Origin of the sequence: Facivitalis istanbulensis, from assembly GCF_040560405.1 — a bacterium.
Classification (GTDB): Bacteria; Pseudomonadota; Alphaproteobacteria; order Sphingomonadales; family Sphingomonadaceae; genus Sphingomonas; species Sphingomonas istanbulensis.
Map to the genome: position 1 here is coordinate 59,650 of NZ_JAVSCQ010000006.1, position 15,413 is coordinate 75,062.

At 64.3% G+C, this 15,413-nt stretch carries 17 protein-coding genes; all 17 read left to right on the top strand.

From position 1 onward, the window contains the following. The first annotated feature begins 112 nt into the window (after window positions 1–112). The 17 genes from RN629_RS05940 (at window position 113) to nuoL (ending at window position 15,408) form a co-directional block, all read left to right on the top strand. Window positions 113–1,141 (top strand): L,D-transpeptidase family protein, encoded by a 1,029-nt coding sequence (locus RN629_RS05940; protein ID WP_407034354.1) that lies wholly within the window; start codon window positions 113–115, stop codon window positions 1,139–1,141. Continuing rightward, complete coding sequence (locus RN629_RS05945) at window positions 1,138–1,755, top strand: M23 family metallopeptidase (RefSeq protein WP_407034355.1); 618 nt, start codon at window positions 1,138–1,140, stop codon at window positions 1,753–1,755. Before RN629_RS05940 ends, RN629_RS05945 begins: the two co-directional genes overlap by 4 nt. Before the next feature lie 73 nt (window positions 1,756–1,828). Beyond that, window positions 1,829–2,392: an elongation factor P gene (efp, locus tag RN629_RS05950; RefSeq protein WP_407034356.1), complete on the top strand. Its 564-nt coding sequence runs from the start codon at window positions 1,829–1,831 to the stop codon at window positions 2,390–2,392. Between the two features lie 127 nt (window positions 2,393–2,519). Next, window positions 2,520–3,332, top strand: a complete 813-nt coding sequence (locus tag RN629_RS05955) for an inositol monophosphatase family protein (RefSeq protein WP_407034357.1) — start codon at window positions 2,520–2,522, stop codon at window positions 3,330–3,332. 194 nt (window positions 3,333–3,526) lie between these two features. Continuing rightward, window positions 3,527–3,901, top strand: a complete 375-nt coding sequence (ndhC, locus tag RN629_RS05960) for an NADH-quinone oxidoreductase subunit A (RefSeq protein ID WP_407034358.1) — start codon at window positions 3,527–3,529, stop codon at window positions 3,899–3,901. Continuing rightward, window positions 3,892–4,461 (top strand): NuoB/complex I 20 kDa subunit family protein, encoded by a 570-nt coding sequence (locus RN629_RS05965; protein WP_407034359.1) that lies wholly within the window; start codon window positions 3,892–3,894, stop codon window positions 4,459–4,461. The genes ndhC and RN629_RS05965 overlap by 10 nt, the downstream gene beginning before the upstream one ends. Then, window positions 4,458–5,213, top strand: coding sequence for an NADH-quinone oxidoreductase subunit C (locus tag RN629_RS05970; protein WP_407034360.1), 756 nt, complete (start codon window positions 4,458–4,460; stop codon window positions 5,211–5,213). Before RN629_RS05965 ends, RN629_RS05970 begins: the two co-directional genes overlap by 4 nt. Then, complete coding sequence (locus RN629_RS05975; protein ID WP_407034361.1) at window positions 5,210–6,445, top strand: NADH-quinone oxidoreductase subunit D; 1,236 nt, start codon at window positions 5,210–5,212, stop codon at window positions 6,443–6,445. Before RN629_RS05970 ends, RN629_RS05975 begins: the two co-directional genes overlap by 4 nt. Window positions 6,446–6,486: 41 nt before the next feature. Continuing rightward, the gene (locus RN629_RS05980) at window positions 6,487–6,792 is read left to right on the top strand and encodes a nuclear transport factor 2 family protein (protein WP_407034417.1); all 306 of its coding nucleotides are present in this window, start codon (window positions 6,487–6,489) and stop codon (window positions 6,790–6,792) included. Further along, on the top strand, window positions 6,792–7,466 hold the full coding sequence (locus RN629_RS05985) for a complex I 24 kDa subunit family protein (protein ID WP_407034362.1): 675 nt from the start codon (window positions 6,792–6,794) through the stop codon (window positions 7,464–7,466). The genes RN629_RS05980 and RN629_RS05985 overlap by 1 nt, the downstream gene beginning before the upstream one ends. Next, window positions 7,466–8,776: an NADH-quinone oxidoreductase subunit NuoF gene (nuoF, locus tag RN629_RS05990; RefSeq protein WP_407034363.1), complete on the top strand. Its 1,311-nt coding sequence runs from the start codon at window positions 7,466–7,468 to the stop codon at window positions 8,774–8,776. Before RN629_RS05985 ends, nuoF begins: the two co-directional genes overlap by 1 nt. Continuing rightward, entirely contained in the window at window positions 8,776–10,794 is a 2,019-nt protein-coding gene (gene nuoG / locus RN629_RS05995) for an NADH-quinone oxidoreductase subunit NuoG (protein ID WP_407034364.1), read from the top strand. Before nuoF ends, nuoG begins: the two co-directional genes overlap by 1 nt. Then, window positions 10,791–11,846, top strand: coding sequence for an NADH-quinone oxidoreductase subunit NuoH (gene nuoH / locus RN629_RS06000; RefSeq protein WP_407034365.1), 1,056 nt, complete (start codon window positions 10,791–10,793; stop codon window positions 11,844–11,846). The genes nuoG and nuoH overlap by 4 nt, the downstream gene beginning before the upstream one ends. After that, window positions 11,843–12,328 carry an NADH-quinone oxidoreductase subunit NuoI gene (nuoI, locus tag RN629_RS06005; protein ID WP_407034366.1) on the top strand — a complete coding sequence of 162 codons (486 nt, stop codon included), beginning with the start codon at window positions 11,843–11,845 and terminating at the stop codon, window positions 12,326–12,328. Before nuoH ends, nuoI begins: the two co-directional genes overlap by 4 nt. 49 nt (window positions 12,329–12,377) lie before the next feature. Continuing rightward, the gene (locus RN629_RS06010) at window positions 12,378–12,989 is read left to right on the top strand and encodes an NADH-quinone oxidoreductase subunit J (RefSeq protein ID WP_407034367.1); all 612 of its coding nucleotides are present in this window, start codon (window positions 12,378–12,380) and stop codon (window positions 12,987–12,989) included. After that, window positions 12,986–13,294: an NADH-quinone oxidoreductase subunit NuoK gene (gene nuoK, locus RN629_RS06015; RefSeq protein WP_007404079.1), complete on the top strand. Its 309-nt coding sequence runs from the start codon at window positions 12,986–12,988 to the stop codon at window positions 13,292–13,294. Before RN629_RS06010 ends, nuoK begins: the two co-directional genes overlap by 4 nt. Further along, entirely contained in the window at window positions 13,294–15,408 is a 2,115-nt protein-coding gene (gene nuoL / locus RN629_RS06020) for an NADH-quinone oxidoreductase subunit L (protein ID WP_407034418.1), read from the top strand. Before nuoK ends, nuoL begins: the two co-directional genes overlap by 1 nt. The last annotated feature ends 5 nt before the right edge of the window (window positions 15,409–15,413 follow it).

Sequence of the window (15,413 nt, forward strand, 5' to 3'; positions counted from 1 at the left end):
TCCCGAAGGCCGGGGTGGTGGGCATGGCCGTTCCGGGGCTCTGCGCTGCGGAAACAAGCGCCGACCGGCTGCGTTGACCCTCGACGTAATGAACGGCGTAGAGGATCGGCGCATGGACAAACTGGCGATCGCCCTTGGCGGAGGCGTGGCGTTGGCGCTGGTCGCCGTGGCGACTCATCCTTCGCCAGCGCCCGCGCGGGACACCATGCCGATCGCACCGGACCAGATCGACCGCAGCGTGATGCATGTGCAGGTCATCCTCGACCATCTCGGCTTTTCGCCGGGGGTGATCGACGGGCGGCGCGGCATGTCGCTGACCGCCGCCCTCAAGGGCTTTCAGGAAGCGCGCGGCCTGCCTGTCACCGGAGAGTCCGACAGCGCGACGTTGAAGGCGCTGTATCCGTATCGCGGCTGGCGGCCGACCCGGGTGGTGAGGATCGACCAGGCGGTGATCGATGGCCCCTATACCGATCCGCTGCCCAAGGATCCGGCCGAGCAGGCCAGGCTGCCCCGCCTGGGGTATCGCGATGCGATGGAGGCCCTGGGCGAACGGTTCCACACCACGCCCGCCGTCATCGCCGCGCTCAATCCGCCGGGAATGACGTTGCATGTGGGGCAGGGCCTTACCGTGCCCAACGCCTTGCCGACATCGCGCGCCTATCCCGACGTGTTTCCGGCCGATTGGAAGGCGACGCTCAACAGTCTTAACGTCGATGCGCGCCAGCCACGGGGCGACAGGATCGTCGTGGACAAGTCGGACTCGGTGCTGCGCGTGCTGGACGAGCGGGGCAAGCTCGTGGCGCAGTTCCCCGCGACAATGGGCTCGCAGCATGACCCGCTGCCGCTTGGTCGGTGGAAGATCTATGGCGCGGACTATAACCCGCAATTCCATTATAATCCGGCGCTCTTCTGGGATGCCGACAAGAGCGATCGCAAGGCGATGCTGCCCCCCGGTCCCAATGGCCCGGTCGGCGTGATCTGGATCGATCTGTCCAAGCCGCATTACGGCATTCATGGGACGTCCAGCCCCGAAACGATCGGACGCGCCGAGAGTCATGGCTGCATCCGCCTGACCAATTGGGACGCCGCGCGGCTGTCCCTGATGGTGAAGCCCGGCACCCAGGCGATTTTCCAGGAATGAGACCTGGCGGGGGCACGGGGCCGCTGTCCCGTTTCGGCTGGATCATGCTGGGGGGCATCGTGGTCGGGGCAGGGGGCTTCCTGTCCATGCTGTCCCTTGGTTCGGGGGGACGCGTGCCGGTGGTGCCGAGCGTGCCGGTGCCCAGTTCGGAAGGCGTGGCCGGCCGCGCGGCCGCGCTGACCATGCCGATCGCGGGTTATCCGGTCGCGGCGCTGGTCCATGACTGGGGCGATCCGCGCGACGGTGGCGCCCGCCGCCATGAGGGGATCGATCTGGCCGCGCCACGGGGCACGCCGGTGGTCGCGGCGCTGCCGGGCAGGCTTGAAAAGCTGTTCCAGAGCGGTCGGGGCGGTCGTACCGTGTATATCCGTTCGTTCGACCGCCGCTGGAGCCTCTATTACGCGCATCTGCAAGGCTATGCGCCGGGGCTGGCCGAGGGGCAGCGCGTGGCGCGGGGGCAGGTGATCGCCTATGTCGGCGACAGCGGCAATGCGGGGGCGGGCAACACGCATCTGCATTTCGCGGTCAGTTGGATGCGCGCGGGCGATCGCTGGTGGCAGGGGGAACCCGTCGATCCCTATCCCCTGCTTGCCGGAAAGGCCGTCACAGGCTAAGGCGGCCGGCACGGACCGCCCGGCGGCGTCAACGCCCCGGCATCCTTCGCTCTTTCCAGCAGGTTGAAGACCCATGAAGATCAGCGGCGTGGACATTCGTCCCGGCAACATCATCGAGTATGAAGGCGGCATCTGGCGCGCCGTGAAGATTCAGCATACCCAGCCCGGCAAGGGCGGGGCCTATATGCAGGTCGAGATGAAGAACCTCATCGACGGCCGCAAGACGAACGTCCGCTTCCGCTCCGCCGAGACGGTCGAGCGCGTCCGCCTCGATACCAAGGACTTCCAGTTCCTGTTCGCCGAGGGGGACGACCTGACCTTCATGGACAAGGAAAGCTATGAGCAGATCACGCTGCCGCGCGACCTGCTGGGCGATGCCGCGGCCTTCCTGCAGGACGGCATGGATGTCGTGATGGAACTGCACGAGGAAAAGCCGATCTCGGTCCAGCTTCCCGACACGATCGAAGCCACCATCGTCGAGGCCGACGCCGTGGTGAAGGGGCAGACCGCTTCCTCGTCGTACAAGCCCGCCATCCTCGACAATGGCGTTCGCGTGATGGTGCCGCCGCATATCGCCAGCGGCGTGCGCATCGTCGTCGACGTGTACGAACAGACCTACGTCCGCCGCGCGGACTAATCGGCATCGGCGGATGACCGGCGCTGTGCAAGCGCGACACCGTCATCCGCCGTCCCGGCCCGTCGTTCGCGGCGGGCCTTTTCATTCCAGCGCCCTGACATGCAGCGGCGCGATCGAAAGGACGATCATGGCCTCGCATTCCGGGCTTCTCACCATCATGGAGCGCGCCGCGCGCAAGGCCGCCCCGCGTCTCCGTCGCGACTTCAACGAGGTCCAGCACCTCCAGGTCAGCCGCAAGGGGCCGGCCGATTTCGTGTCGATGGCCGACAAGCGCGCCGAGCAGACCGTGTTCGAGGAACTGAAGAAGGCGCGTCCCGACTGGAACTTCCTGATGGAGGAAGGCGGCGAGATCGCGGGCGATCCGTCCAAGCCGCGCTTCATCATCGATCCGCTCGACGGCACGTCGAACTTCCTGCACGGCATCCCGCATTTCGCCATCTCGATCGCGGTCGAGGAGCCGCTGGCGAACGGCAAGCGCGAAGTGACGACGGGCCTCGTCTATCAGCCGCTGACCGATGAGAGCTTCTGGGCCGAGAAGGGGCGCGGCGCGTGGTTGCAGGACGGGCGCCTGCGCGTGTCGTCGCGGCGCGATCTGTCGGAAGCGCTGATCGCGACCGGCATTCCTTTCCTGGGGCATGGCGATTTCGTCCAGTGGAGTCGCATTTTCGGTGCGATCGCGCCGCAGGTCGCCGGTATCCGCCGCTTCGGGTCGGCAGCGCTCGATCTCGCCTGGGTCGCGGCCGGTCGGTACGACGGATTCTGGGAATCAGGCCTGAAGCCCTGGGACGGTGCGGCGGGCATGTTGCTGGTCCGCGAAGCCGGTGGATTCGTCAGCGATTTTCGCGGGTCGGACAAGTCGCTGGATCGCGGCGAATATCTGGCCGCGAACGAGGCACTGCACTCGAAGCTGCACAAGCTGCTGGCCAACGCGCTCCGGTGACTTTCGTCTTGGGGTTGGGCGGCAAGTGCAAAAAGTCGGTCGTCTAACTCCTTGATAGATAATCTGGAATTTTCGCGCCTAAGGGTGAAAAGCACGGTTCAGTTGCGATTCATTCTCATGCCTTCGCTGGCTTGCTCCGGCCGTTTCATGGGCCTAAAGCCATCCCCATCAGTCCCGCATCTGCGAGATAAATCTTGGTCGATCTGTCGCAATATCTGCCGATCCTGATGTTCCTGGGCGTTGCCCTGGCGCTTTCGACGGCCTTTGTGTTTCTGCCGATGCTCGTGGCCCGCCTGACCGGCGCGCATAAGCCCAACGAGCAGAAGCTGTCCGAATATGAATGCGGCTTTCCCGCGTTCGAAGATCCGCGCAGCCAGTTCGACGTGCGTTTCTACCTCGTCGCGATCCTGTTCATCATCTTCGATCTGGAAGCGGCGTTTCTGTACCCCTGGGCGGTCAGTGTGTTCAGCCTTGGCTGGACCGCCTGGATTTCGATGATGATCTTCATCGGCGAGCTCGCGCTCGGGCTTGTCTATGCGTGGAAGAAGGGAGCGTTGGATTGGGAGTAGATCTTCACTCCGGTCCGGTTGAGTTCAAGCCGCGGGCCCATGATGGCCAGGCTGTCGTACAGCCCGATCAAGGCTTCTTCGACGGGCTGAACGGCGAGCTGACCGACAAGGGCTTCCTCGTGACCTCGACCGAGGAACTGTTCCAATGGGCGCGCACCGGCTCGCTCTGGTGGATGACCTTTGGTCTGGCGTGTTGTGCGGTGGAGATGATCCACGTGAACATGCCGCGTTATGACATGGAGCGATTCGGCGCCGCGCCGCGCGCGTCGCCGCGCCAGTCGGACGTCATGATCGTCGCGGGGACTCTCTGCAACAAGATGGCTCCGGCGCTGCGTCGTGTGTACGACCAGATGTCCAACCCGAAATACGTCATCTCGATGGGCAGCTGCGCCAATGGCGGCGGCTATTATCATTACAGCTATTCGGTGGTGCGTGGGTGCGACCGCATCGTGCCCGTGGACATCTATGTCCCCGGCTGCCCGCCGACCGCCGAGGCGCTGCTGTACGGCGTCATGCAGTTGCAGCGTAAGATTCGTCGCATCGGGAGCATCGAACGGTGAAGGCGTCCGCACCCCGTTTTGCCGCCAATGACGGCGTGATCGATTGGGCGCGCGCGGCGCTCGGTCCGTGGCTGCTCGACGCGCGCGAGCATGTCGGCGAGGTCGCGCTGGTCGTCGACCGCGCCAATCTCGTGCCCGCCATGACCGCGCTGCGCGACGCCAAGGGGCTGGAATATCAGCAACTCATGGAAATCGCTGGCGTCGATTATCCCGAGCGCGACGAGCGGTTCGAGGTGGTCTATTGCCTCCTCTCGCTGACCCGCAACCATCGCCTCCACGTTCATGTCACCACCGACGAGGACAAGCCGGTGCCGTCGGTGACGGGGCTGTGGCCGGTCGCGGGCTGGCTGGAGCGCGAGGTCTATGACCTCTACGGTGTGCTGTTCTCGGGCAATCGCGACCTGCGGCGAATCCTGACCGATTACGGGTTCCGCGGCCATCCGCTGCGCAAGGACTTCCCGCTGACCGGCTATACTGAGCTGCGTTATTCGGAAGAAGAAAAGCGCGTCGTTTATGAGCCGGTGAAGCTGGCGCAGGACTTCCGCAATTTCGACTTCCAGAGCCCGTGGGAAGGCGCGCACTATGTGCTCCCCGGCGATGAGAAGGCCGCGGCGCCCCAGGCGCCCCAGCCCAAGGCTACCGAGGCTCCCAAGCAGACCGGCGCGGGACAGTCGCATCCGGGCAACAAGGCCGACGAGAAGCCCAAGGATCCGGACGTCGTGCCGGGCAAGGGCGGAGGACAGAACCAGTGAGCGACTATGTCGACGAACTGCTCCACAAGGCGGATGATGCGGACCCGACCACGGGCGACGTGTCGATCCAGAACTATACGATCAACTTCGGTCCGCAGCATCCCGCGGCGCACGGCGTGCTTCGCCTCGTCATGGAGCTGGACGGCGAGATCGTCGAGCGGATCGACCCGCATGTCGGTCTGCTGCATCGCGGCACCGAGAAGCTGATCGAATACAAGACCTATTCGCAGGCGCTGCCGTATTTCGATCGGCTCGATTACTGTTCGCCGATGTGCATGGAGCACAGCTATGTGCTCGCGGTCGAGAAGCTGCTCGATCTGGAAGTGCCGGTACGCGCGCAGTATCTGCGCACCTTCTTCGCCGAGTTGACGCGCATTTCGAACCACATGCTCAACATCGGCAGCCATGTCATGGACGTCGGCGCGATGACGCCGAACCTGTGGCTCTTCGAAATTCGCGAAGACTGTATGAACTTCTACGAGCGGGCGTCGGGTGCGCGGATGCACGCGAATTATTTCCGCGTCGGCGGCGTCCATCAGGACGTCCCGCTCAAGCTGCTGACCGATATCGCCGACTGGCTTGACACGCGTCTGCCGCGCCTGTTCGAGGATGCGATCGGCCTCGTCGCCAACAACCGCATCTTCAAGCAGCGCAATGTCGATATCGCGGTGGTGAACCGCGAGGATGCGATCAAATGGGGCTTTTCCGGCCCGATGATCCGCGGCTCGGGCATTCCATGGGATCTGCGCAAGTCGCAGCCCTATGACGCCTATGACAAGGTCGATTTCGACGTGCCGGTGGGCACCAGCGGCGATTGCTATGACCGGTTCATGGTGCGCGTCGAGGAGGTGCGCCAGTCGGCCCGGATCATGAAGCAGTGCCTGGCGCAGATGCCCGAAGGTCCGGTGCTCGCCACCGACCGCAAGGTCGCGCCGCCCAAGCGTGGTGAGATGAAGCGCTCGATGGAGGCGCTGATCCACCACTTCAAGCTCTATACCGAAGGGTATCATGTGCCTGCCGGCGAGGTGTATGTCGCGACCGAAAGCCCCAAGGGTGAATTCGGCGTGTATCTCGTCTCCGACGGCACGAACAAACCCTATCGCTGCAAGATCCGCCCGACCGCGTTCAGCCATCTCCAGGCCATGGAGTTCATGTCCAAGGGGCATATGCTGGCCGATACGACGGCGATCCTGGGTGCGATGGACATCGTATTCGGCGAGTGCGACCGGTGAGCGGGATCGATTCCACCGCCCGCGTTGCGATCGCCCGCGCCATGGTCGCGCACTATAATGCGCAGGACGCCGACGCCTATGTCGCGCTGATGACCGAGGATGCCTGCGAGGCGGGCTATCGCGGAGCGGTGCTGCGCGAGGGGCGGGAAGGGGTTCGCGCCGGGCTGAAGGCGATGTTCGCGCAGTTCCCGCAGAACCGCGCCGAGATCGTCGCTGAGCAGGTCTTTGGCGAGACGGTCCTGCTACATGAGCGCGTCGCGCGTGCGCCGCACGGTGAGAAGTTCGAGGTCATGTCCATCTATTCCTTCGAGAACGACAAGGTGTCGCGCGTGGAGTTCATTCGCTGATGGCCGACGCAGCCAACATCCCCGACGAGGCCGAGGTCCGCGCACGCTGGGGCGATTTCGCCTGGACGGACGAGAACCAGAAGAAGGCGACCGAGATTCTCGCGCGCTATCCGAAGGGCCGTGAACAGTCCTGCTCGATCCCGTTCCTCGACCTGGCGCAGCGTCAGGTCGGCGCGGAGACCCAGACGCAAGGCTGGCTGCCCGTCCCGGTAATCGAGTTCGTCGCGCGGCAGCTCGGCGTTGCGTATATGCGCATCTACGAGGTCGCGACCTTCTACACGATGTTCAATCTGGCGCCGGTCGGCCGCTATCATGTGCAGGTGTGCGGCACGACGCCGTGCATGTTGCGCGGGTCGGACGATGTGCTGGCGGCGTGCAAGAACAAGGGGCTCATCAAGGGCAAGACCACGCCCGACGGCCTGTTCACGCTGACCGAGGTCGAATGCATGGGCAATTGTTCGTCCGCGCCGATGGTCCAGATCAACGACGACAATTTCGAGGATCTGGATTACGACCGAACGGTCGCGATCCTGGAGGCGCTGGCCCGGGGCGAGCATCCCAAGACCGGCACGCAGGAGCCGGGTCGCCACACGGTCGAGCCGATCGGCGGTCCGACCACGCTGACCGCCATGGTCGGCGAAAATCACGATTATCGCGGGGAGTGGGGGGCGTAATGCTGGCCGACAAGGACCGCATCTTCACCAATCTCTACGGCTATCAGCCGTGGAACGTCGACGCAGCGATGAAGCGCGGCGATTGGGACAATACCAAGGCGCTGCTGGCGCTGGGCCAGGACAAGATCATCGACGTCATCAAGGCGTCGGGTCTGCGCGGACGCGGCGGAGCGGGCTTCCCGACCGGCATGAAGTGGAGCTTCATGCCCAAGGAACCACGGCCCGACCGGCCGAGCTTTCTGGTCATCAACGCCGACGAGTCCGAGCCGGGATCGTGCAAGGACCGCGAGATCATCCGCCATGATCCGCACAAGCTGATCGAGGGCGCGCTGGTCGCGGGCTTCGCGATGCGCGCGCGGGCGGCCTATATCTATGTCCGCGGTGAATATATCCGTGAGGCGGAGACGCTGTTCGCGGCCGTGGCGGAGGCCTATGATCGAGGCTTCCTCGGCAAGAACGCGTGCGGTTCGGGCTATGACTTCGACGTCTTCGTCCATCGCGGTGCGGGCGCCTATATCTGCGGCGAAGAGACCGCGATGATAGAGAGCCTGGAGGGCAAGAAGGGCCAGCCGCGCCTGAAGCCGCCTTTCCCGGCAGGTGCGGGCCTCTATGGCTGCCCGACGACGGTCAACAATGTCGAGTCAATCGCGGTCGCGCCGACGATCCTGCGGCGCGGGGCCGAGTGGTTCTCCTCCTTCGGGCGCGAGAACAACAAGGGCACCAAGCTCTTCCAGATTTCCGGCCATGTCGACCGCCCCTGTGTGGTCGAAGAGAGCATGTCGATCTCGTTCCGCGAACTGATCGAGCGGCATTGCGGCGGCATTCGCGGCGGCTGGGACAATCTTCTGGCGGTGATCCCGGGCGGTTCGTCGGTCCCGGTGGTGCCTGCCGCCGAGATCATGGACGCGCCGATGGATTTCGACGGCCTGAAGGCGCTCGGATCGGGCCTTGGCACGGCGGCGGTGATCGTCATGGACAAATCGACCGACATCGTCCGCGCGATCAGCCGCCTGTCCTACTTCTACAAGCATGAGAGCTGCGGCCAGTGCACCCCGTGCCGGGAAGGCACCGGCTGGATGTGGCGCGTGATGGAACGGATGCGCACCGGCGACGCCGAGGTGTCCGAGATCGACACGCTGTTCCAGGTGACGAAGCAGGTCGAAGGCCACACCATCTGCGCGCTCGGCGACGCGGCGGCCTGGCCGATCCAGGGCCTGATCCGCCACTTCCGCCCGGAGATGGAACGCCGGATCCGCGAACGCAAAGGCGAGACGGGCGGCAACGCCCCGATGATGGAAGCAGCCGAATAATGCCTAAGGTCAAAGTCGACGGCGTCGAGATTGAGGTCCCGCAGGGGGCCACCGTGCTCCAGGCCTGTGAGCTTGCGGGCAAGGAAATCCCGCGCTTCTGCTATCATGAGCGGCTGTCCATCGCGGGCAATTGCCGCATGTGCCTGGTCGAGGTGAAGCCTGGCCCCCCCAAGCCGCAGGCGTCTTGCGCGCTTCCGGCGGCGGATAATCAGGAAATCTTCACCACCACCCCGATGGTGAAGGCCGCGCGCGAAGGCGTGATGGAATTCCTGCTCATCAACCATCCGCTGGACTGTCCGATCTGCGATCAGGGCGGCGAGTGCGACCTGCAGGACCAGTCCATGGCCTATGGCAAGGGCCATAGCCGCTATGACGAGAACAAGCGGGCCGTCACCGAGAAATATATGGGTCCGATCGTCAAGACGGTCATGACCCGCTGCATCCAGTGCACCCGTTGCGTCCGCTTCGCGGAAGAGGTCGCGGGCGTGGAGGAAATCGGCGCGATCTATCGCGGCGAGAATATGCAGATCACCTCGTACCTCGAACAGGCGGTGTCGAGCGAGCTGTCGGGTAATGTCGTCGACCTGTGCCCGGTGGGCGCGCTGACGTCCAAGCCCTATGCGTTCGAGGCGCGTCCGTGGGAGCTGAAGAAGACGCTCGCCATCGACGTGATGGACGCGGTCGGCACCAACATCCGCCTCGACAGCCGGGGTCGTCAGGTGCTGCGCTGCGTGCCGCGTATCAACGACGAGGTGAACGAGGAGTGGGCGAGCGACAAGGCCCGCCACGCGATCGACGGTCTGGTCCGTCGTCGCCTCGACCGTCCGTTCATCCGCCGCGACGGCAAGCTGGTGCCCGCCACCTGGGACGAGGCGTTCGCCGCGATCCGCGACGTGAACGCGGGGTCGAGCGTCGCCGCGATCGCGGGCGACCTGCTCGATTGCGAGACGATGTTCGCTGCCAAGGCGCTGCTGGGCAAGCTGGGTTCGACGCTGCTCGAAGGGCGTCAGACCGGCATGGATTATGACGTGTCCAGCTTGGCCGCGGTCAACTTCAACACGACGATCGCGGGCGTCGAGAAGGCCGATGCGATCCTGCTGATCGGCACCAATCTGCGCTGGGAAGCGCCTCTGGTGAACACCCGCATCCGCAAGGCGATCAAGAAGGGCGCGAAGGTCTTCGCGATCGGCCCCGAAACCGACCTGACCTACAAGGTCGAGTGGCTAGGCGCGGACCTGTCGGTGCTGGGCAACCTGCCCGAGGCGGTGACCGAGCTGTTCGGCAAGGCGACGCGGCCGATGGCGATCGTCGGCGGCGCGGCGCTGAAGGGTGCGCATGGCGCGAGCCTCAAGCTGGTCGACCAGTTCAACCTGGTCCGCACGCTGGAGGATGGCTCGGCCTGGAACGGTTATAATGTCGTTCACATGGCGGCGGCGCGGATGGGCGGTCTGATGCTCGGCTATGCGCAGAAGGGCGGCATCGCGGACGTGGTGGCGGCCGCGCCGAAGCTGGCCTTCTTCCTGGGCGCGGACGAGGTCGACTTTGCGAAGTTCGGCGGCAGCTTTAAGGTGTTCGTCGGCCATCATGGCGACAAGGGTGCGCATCACGCCGATGTCATCCTGCCGGGCGCGACCTATGCCGAAAAGTCGGGTACCTGGGTCAATCTGGAAGGCCGGGTGCAGCGCAGCGAGCAGGCGGTGTTTGCGCCGGGCGATGCGCGCGACGACTGGACGATCTTCCGGGCGCTGTCGGAAGTGCTGGGCCAGACCCTGCCGTTCGACACGCTGGAGCAACTGCGCGCGGCGATGGCCGCCGAGGTTCCCGCGCTGGGCAAGCTGGGTCTGGCGACCTTCGACTGGGCTGCGCCGTCGCTGGATGCGGCTGCGACCGGCACGATCGAAGGCTATCCGATCAAGGACTTCTACCTCACCAACGCGATCTGCCGTGCCAGCCCGACGATGCAGCGTTGCTCGGCCGAACTGGTTCATGGTGAGACGTTTGCGGAGGCAGCGGAGTGACCGCGTTTTTCAACACGACGCTCGGCCTTCCCTATGGCTGGGCCTGGACGATCGCGACGCTGGTCGGGATCCTGGTGATCGCGCTGCCGCTGATGCTGGCCGTCGCGATGGTCATCTATGTCGACCGCAAGATCTGGGCGGCGATGGCGCTGCGCCGGGGACCGAACGTGGTTGGTCCTTTCGGTCTGCTCCAGTCCTTTGCCGACGGTCTCAAGGTCTTCCTGCAGGAAACCATCGTTCCGGCCGCCGCCAATCGCGGGCTGTTCCTGCTGGCGCCGATCATCACCTTCACGGTCGCGCTGATCGTCTGGGCGGTGGTGCCGTTCCAGCCGGGCGTGGTCGTCGCCGACATCAATGTCGGTCTGCTCTATGTTCTCGCGGCGTCGTCGCTGGGCGTCTACGGCATCATCCTGTCAGGCTGGGCGTCGAACTCCAAATATCCCTTCTACTCGGCGCTGCGTGCCGCCGCGCAGATGGTGTCTTATGAAGTGGCGATCGGCTTCATCCTGATCTCGGTCGTGATGTGGTCGGGCAGTTTCAACCTGACCGCGATCGTCGAGGCGCAGAAGAGCGTGCTGAACACGGGCGTCAACGGCTTCTTCCTGAACCCGCTGCTGTTCCCGATGGCGGTGATGTTCTTCATCTCGGCGCTGGCCGAGACGCAGCGCGCGCCGTTCGACCTGACCGAAGCGGAGTCGGAACTCGTCGCGGGTTACCAGACCGAATATAGCTCGATGTCGTTCGCGCTGTTCTGGCTGGGCGAATATGCCAACGTCATCCTGATGTGCGCGCTGAACGCCATCCTGTTCTGGGGCGGCTATCTGCCGCCGCTGAACTGGGCGCCGTTGTACATGGTGCCGGGTATCGTCTGGCTGCTGCTCAAGATGTGCTTCTTCTTCTTCGTCTTTTCGTGGGTGAAGGCGACCGTGCCGCGCTATCGGTACGACCAGCTGATGCGGCTGGGCTGGAAGGTGTTTCTGCCGGTGTCGCTATTCTGGGTGTTCTTGGTGTCTGGCGTGCTGATGGTTGCGCGCGTGGGAGTTCCGGCATGAGCGTTGCTCAGTACGTCAAGGCTTTTACGCTGTGGGAGTTCGTGAAGGGGCACGCGTTGACCCTTCGCTACTTCTTCAAGCCGAAGGCGACGATCAACTATCCGTTCGAGAAGAACCCGATCTCTCCGCGTTTCCGGGGCGAGCACGCGCTGCGTCGCTATCCCAATGGCGAGGAACGGTGCATCGCGTGCAAGCTGTGCGAGGCGATCTGCCCGGCACAGGCGATCACGATCGAGGCGGAACCCCGCGACGACGGCAGCCGTCGCACGACGCGTTACGACATCGACATGACCAAGTGCATCTATTGCGGCTTGTGTCAGGAGGCCTGCCCGGTCGATGCGATCGTCGAGGGGCCGAACTTCGAATTCGCCACCGAGACGCGCGAGGAGCTGATCTACGACAAGGCCAAGCTGCTCGACAATGGTGACCGCTGGGAAAGCGCGATCGCGGCGAACCTTGCCGCCGATGCACCGTACCGTTAAAGCCCGCGACCAACGGTTCGGGGCGGACAGAAAAGGGGCCTGAGAGGCAGTGATACAGGCTATCGCCTTCTATATTTTCGCGACCGTGGTGATCGTGTCCGCAGGGCTCACGATCGCGTCGCGCAATCCGGTGCACTCGGTCATGTGGCTGATCCTGGCGTTCTTCAACGCCGCGGGCCTCATGGTGCTGTGCGGGGCCGAGTTCATCGCGATGCTGCTCGTCATCGTCTATGTGGGCGCGGTCGCGGTGCTGTTCCTCTTCGTCGTCATGATGCTCGACATCGAGGTCGCGGCGATGCGGGCGGGGGTCGCGCGCTATCTGCCGCTGGGCCTGGCGCTCGCGATCGCACTGCTGGCCGAGGTCATCATCGCGTTCCAGGCGTGGAGCATCGGCGGCGTTCAGCTGGCCGCGCGGGCCGCGCCCATCGGGCCGGATACGTCCAACATCCAGGCGATCGGCAACCTGCTGTACACGCGCTATCTGTTCATCTTCGAGGGTGCGGGCCTGGTCCTGCTCGTCGCGATGATCGGTGCGATCGTGCTGACCCATCGCAAGCGCGGCGGCGTCCGTCCGCAGAACATCGCCAAGCAGAATGCGCGTCAGCCGCATGAGGCGATCCGCAATATCAATCAGCCCATCGGGCAGGGGGTGGAACTGTGACGATCGGTCTCGTCCATTATCTGGTCGTTGCAGCGATCCTGTTCACCATGGGGGTGCTGGGTATCTTCCTCAACCGGAAGAACCTGATCGTCATCCTCATGGCGATCGAGCTCATCCTGCTCGCCGTGAACCTGAACCTCGTCGCCTTCTCGGCCGCGCTTCAGGATCTGGTGGGGCAGGTCTTCGCCATGTTCGTCCTGACCGTCGCCGCCGGTGAATCGGCGATCGGTCTGGCGATCCTGGTCATCTATTTCCGTGGCCGCGGCACCATCGCGGTCGACGATGTCAACCGGATGAAGGGGTAATCGGGTTGATCCTCGCTATCGTCTTCCTGCCATTGCTGGCCGCCGCCATTGCGGGGTTCGGCAACAAGGCCATCGGGAACGTGCCCGCCAAGGTCGTCACGACCGGCGCGCTGTTCATATCCTGTGCTCTCTCCTGGCCGATCTTCATCGGTTATCTGGCCGGTCACAATGTCGCCACCGTCACGCCGGTGCTCCACTGGATCACCAGCGGCGACATGTCGGTCGACTGGGCGCTGCGCGTCGACTCGCTGACCGCGATCATGCTGGTGGTGATCACCAGCGTCTCGGCGCTGGTCCATCTCTATAGCTGGGGCTATATGAGCGATGAGCCGGATCAGCCGCGCTTCTTCGCCTATCTGTGCCTGTTCACCTTCGCGATGCTGATGCTCGTGACGGCGGACAATCTGGTGCAGATGTTCTTCGGCTGGGAAGGCGTGGGCCTCGCATCCTACCTCCTGATCGGCTTCTGGTTTCGCAAGCCCTCGGCCAATGCCGCCGCGATCAAGGCGTTCGTCGTAAACCGCGTCGGCGATCTGGGCTTCATGCTGGGCATCTTCGGCACCTTCCTGGTGTTCAACACGGTCTCGATCCCCGAGATCCTGGCGGCCGCGCCGGGCATGGCCGGTTCGACCATCGGCTTTCTGGGCCATCGGTTCGACACGATGACGGTGCTCTGCCTACTGCTGTTCGTCGGCGCGATGGGCAAGTCGGCGCAGCTCGGCCTGCACACCTGGTTGCCCGACGCGATGGAGGGGCCGACCCCGGTGTCGGCGCTGATCCACGCGGCGACGATGGTGACTGCGGGCGTGTTCATGGTGTGTCGCCTGTCGCCGATGTTCGAAGCCTCGCCGACCGCGCTGAGCGTCATCACGGTGATCGGCGCGGCGACCTGCTTCTTCGCGGCGACCGTGGGTACGGTGCAGACCGATATCAAGCGCGTCATCGCCTATTCGACCTGTTCGCAGCTCGGCTACATGTTCTTCGCGGCCGGCGTCGGGGCCTATGGCGCGGCGATGTTCCACCTGTTCACGCACGCCTTCTTCAAGGCGCTGCTGTTCCTGGGCGCGGGCTCGGTCATCCATGCGATGCATCATGAGCAGGACATGCGCTATTATGGCGGCCTGCGTCGTCACATCCCGCTCACCTTCTGGGCGATGATGATGGGCACGCTGGCGATCACCGGCGTCGGTATCCCGGCCCTGTTCGGCAATCCGATGGCGTTCGGCTTCGCGGGCTTCCACTCGAAGGACGCGATCATCGAGGTGGCCTATGCGGGCGGTTCGAACTTCGCCTTCTGGGCGGGCGTGATCGCGGCGCTGCTGACCAGCTTCTATTCGTGGCGCCTGATGTTCCTGACCTTCTGGGGCAAGCCGCGCTGGACCGCGTCGGAGCATATCCAGCACGCGCTGCACGACGCGCATGGCCATGGTCATGACGATCATGCGCATGGGGCTGCTCATGATGCGCATCACAATGACGCGCATTCGGAAGATGCCGGTCACGAGCCGCATGTTCATGACGCGGGTCATGACGATCTGCCCGAGGGCACCGGCGGTTATCATCCGCACGAAAGTCCGCTGGTCATGCTGATCCCGCTGATCGTCCTGTCGATCGGCGCGATCGCGGCGGGCTTCGTCTTCCACGGCTGGTTCATCGAGCCGAATTCGGGCGAAAGCTATTGGAAGGGCGCGATCGCCTTCAACGAGCACCTCATGCATTCGATGCACGGCGTGCCGGTGTGGGTGAAGCTGTCGGCGGCGGTGGCGATGCTGCTCGGTCTGGCGACCGCGTATCTGACCTATATCCGCGCGCCGGAATTCCCGGCCAAGTTCGCGGGCCAGTTCGGCATCCTGTACCGCTTCCTCCTCAACAAATGGTATTTCGACGAGATCTACCATTTCCTCTTCGTGCGCCCCGCCTTCGCGATCGGCCGGTTCCTTTGGCACCGTGGCGACGAGAAGACGATCGACCGCTTCGGCCCCAATGGTGCCGCCTGGCTTGTCCAACTGGGCAGCAAGGGAGCGGCGCGCTTCCAGACGGGATATCTTTACAGCTATGCGTTCGTCATGTTGATCGGCCTGACCGCGGCCGTCACCTGGGCCATCTGGGGTTGATCGCG

Bases quoted from the DNA above. Each gene is read 5' to 3' on its own strand.
- RN629_RS05985 (WP_407034362.1), top strand. From the start codon at position 6,792: ATGGCCGACGCAGCCAACATCCCCGACGAGGCCGAGGTCCGCGCACGC.
- efp (WP_407034356.1), top strand. From the start codon at position 1,829: ATGAAGATCAGCGGCGTGGACATTCGTCCCGGCAACATCATCGAGTAT.
- RN629_RS05945 (WP_407034355.1), top strand. From the start codon at position 1,138: ATGAGACCTGGCGGGGGCACGGGGCCGCTGTCCCGTTTCGGCTGGATC.
- nuoF (WP_407034363.1), top strand. From the start codon at position 7,466: ATGCTGGCCGACAAGGACCGCATCTTCACCAATCTCTACGGCTATCAG.
- RN629_RS05980 (WP_407034417.1), top strand. From the start codon at position 6,487: ATGGTCGCGCACTATAATGCGCAGGACGCCGACGCCTATGTCGCGCTG.
- nuoI (WP_407034366.1), top strand. From the start codon at position 11,843: ATGAGCGTTGCTCAGTACGTCAAGGCTTTTACGCTGTGGGAGTTCGTG.
- RN629_RS05955 (WP_407034357.1), top strand. From the start codon at position 2,520: ATGGCCTCGCATTCCGGGCTTCTCACCATCATGGAGCGCGCCGCGCGC.
- nuoG (WP_407034364.1), top strand. From the start codon at position 8,776: ATGCCTAAGGTCAAAGTCGACGGCGTCGAGATTGAGGTCCCGCAGGGG.
- RN629_RS05940 (WP_407034354.1), top strand. From the start codon at position 113: ATGGACAAACTGGCGATCGCCCTTGGCGGAGGCGTGGCGTTGGCGCTG.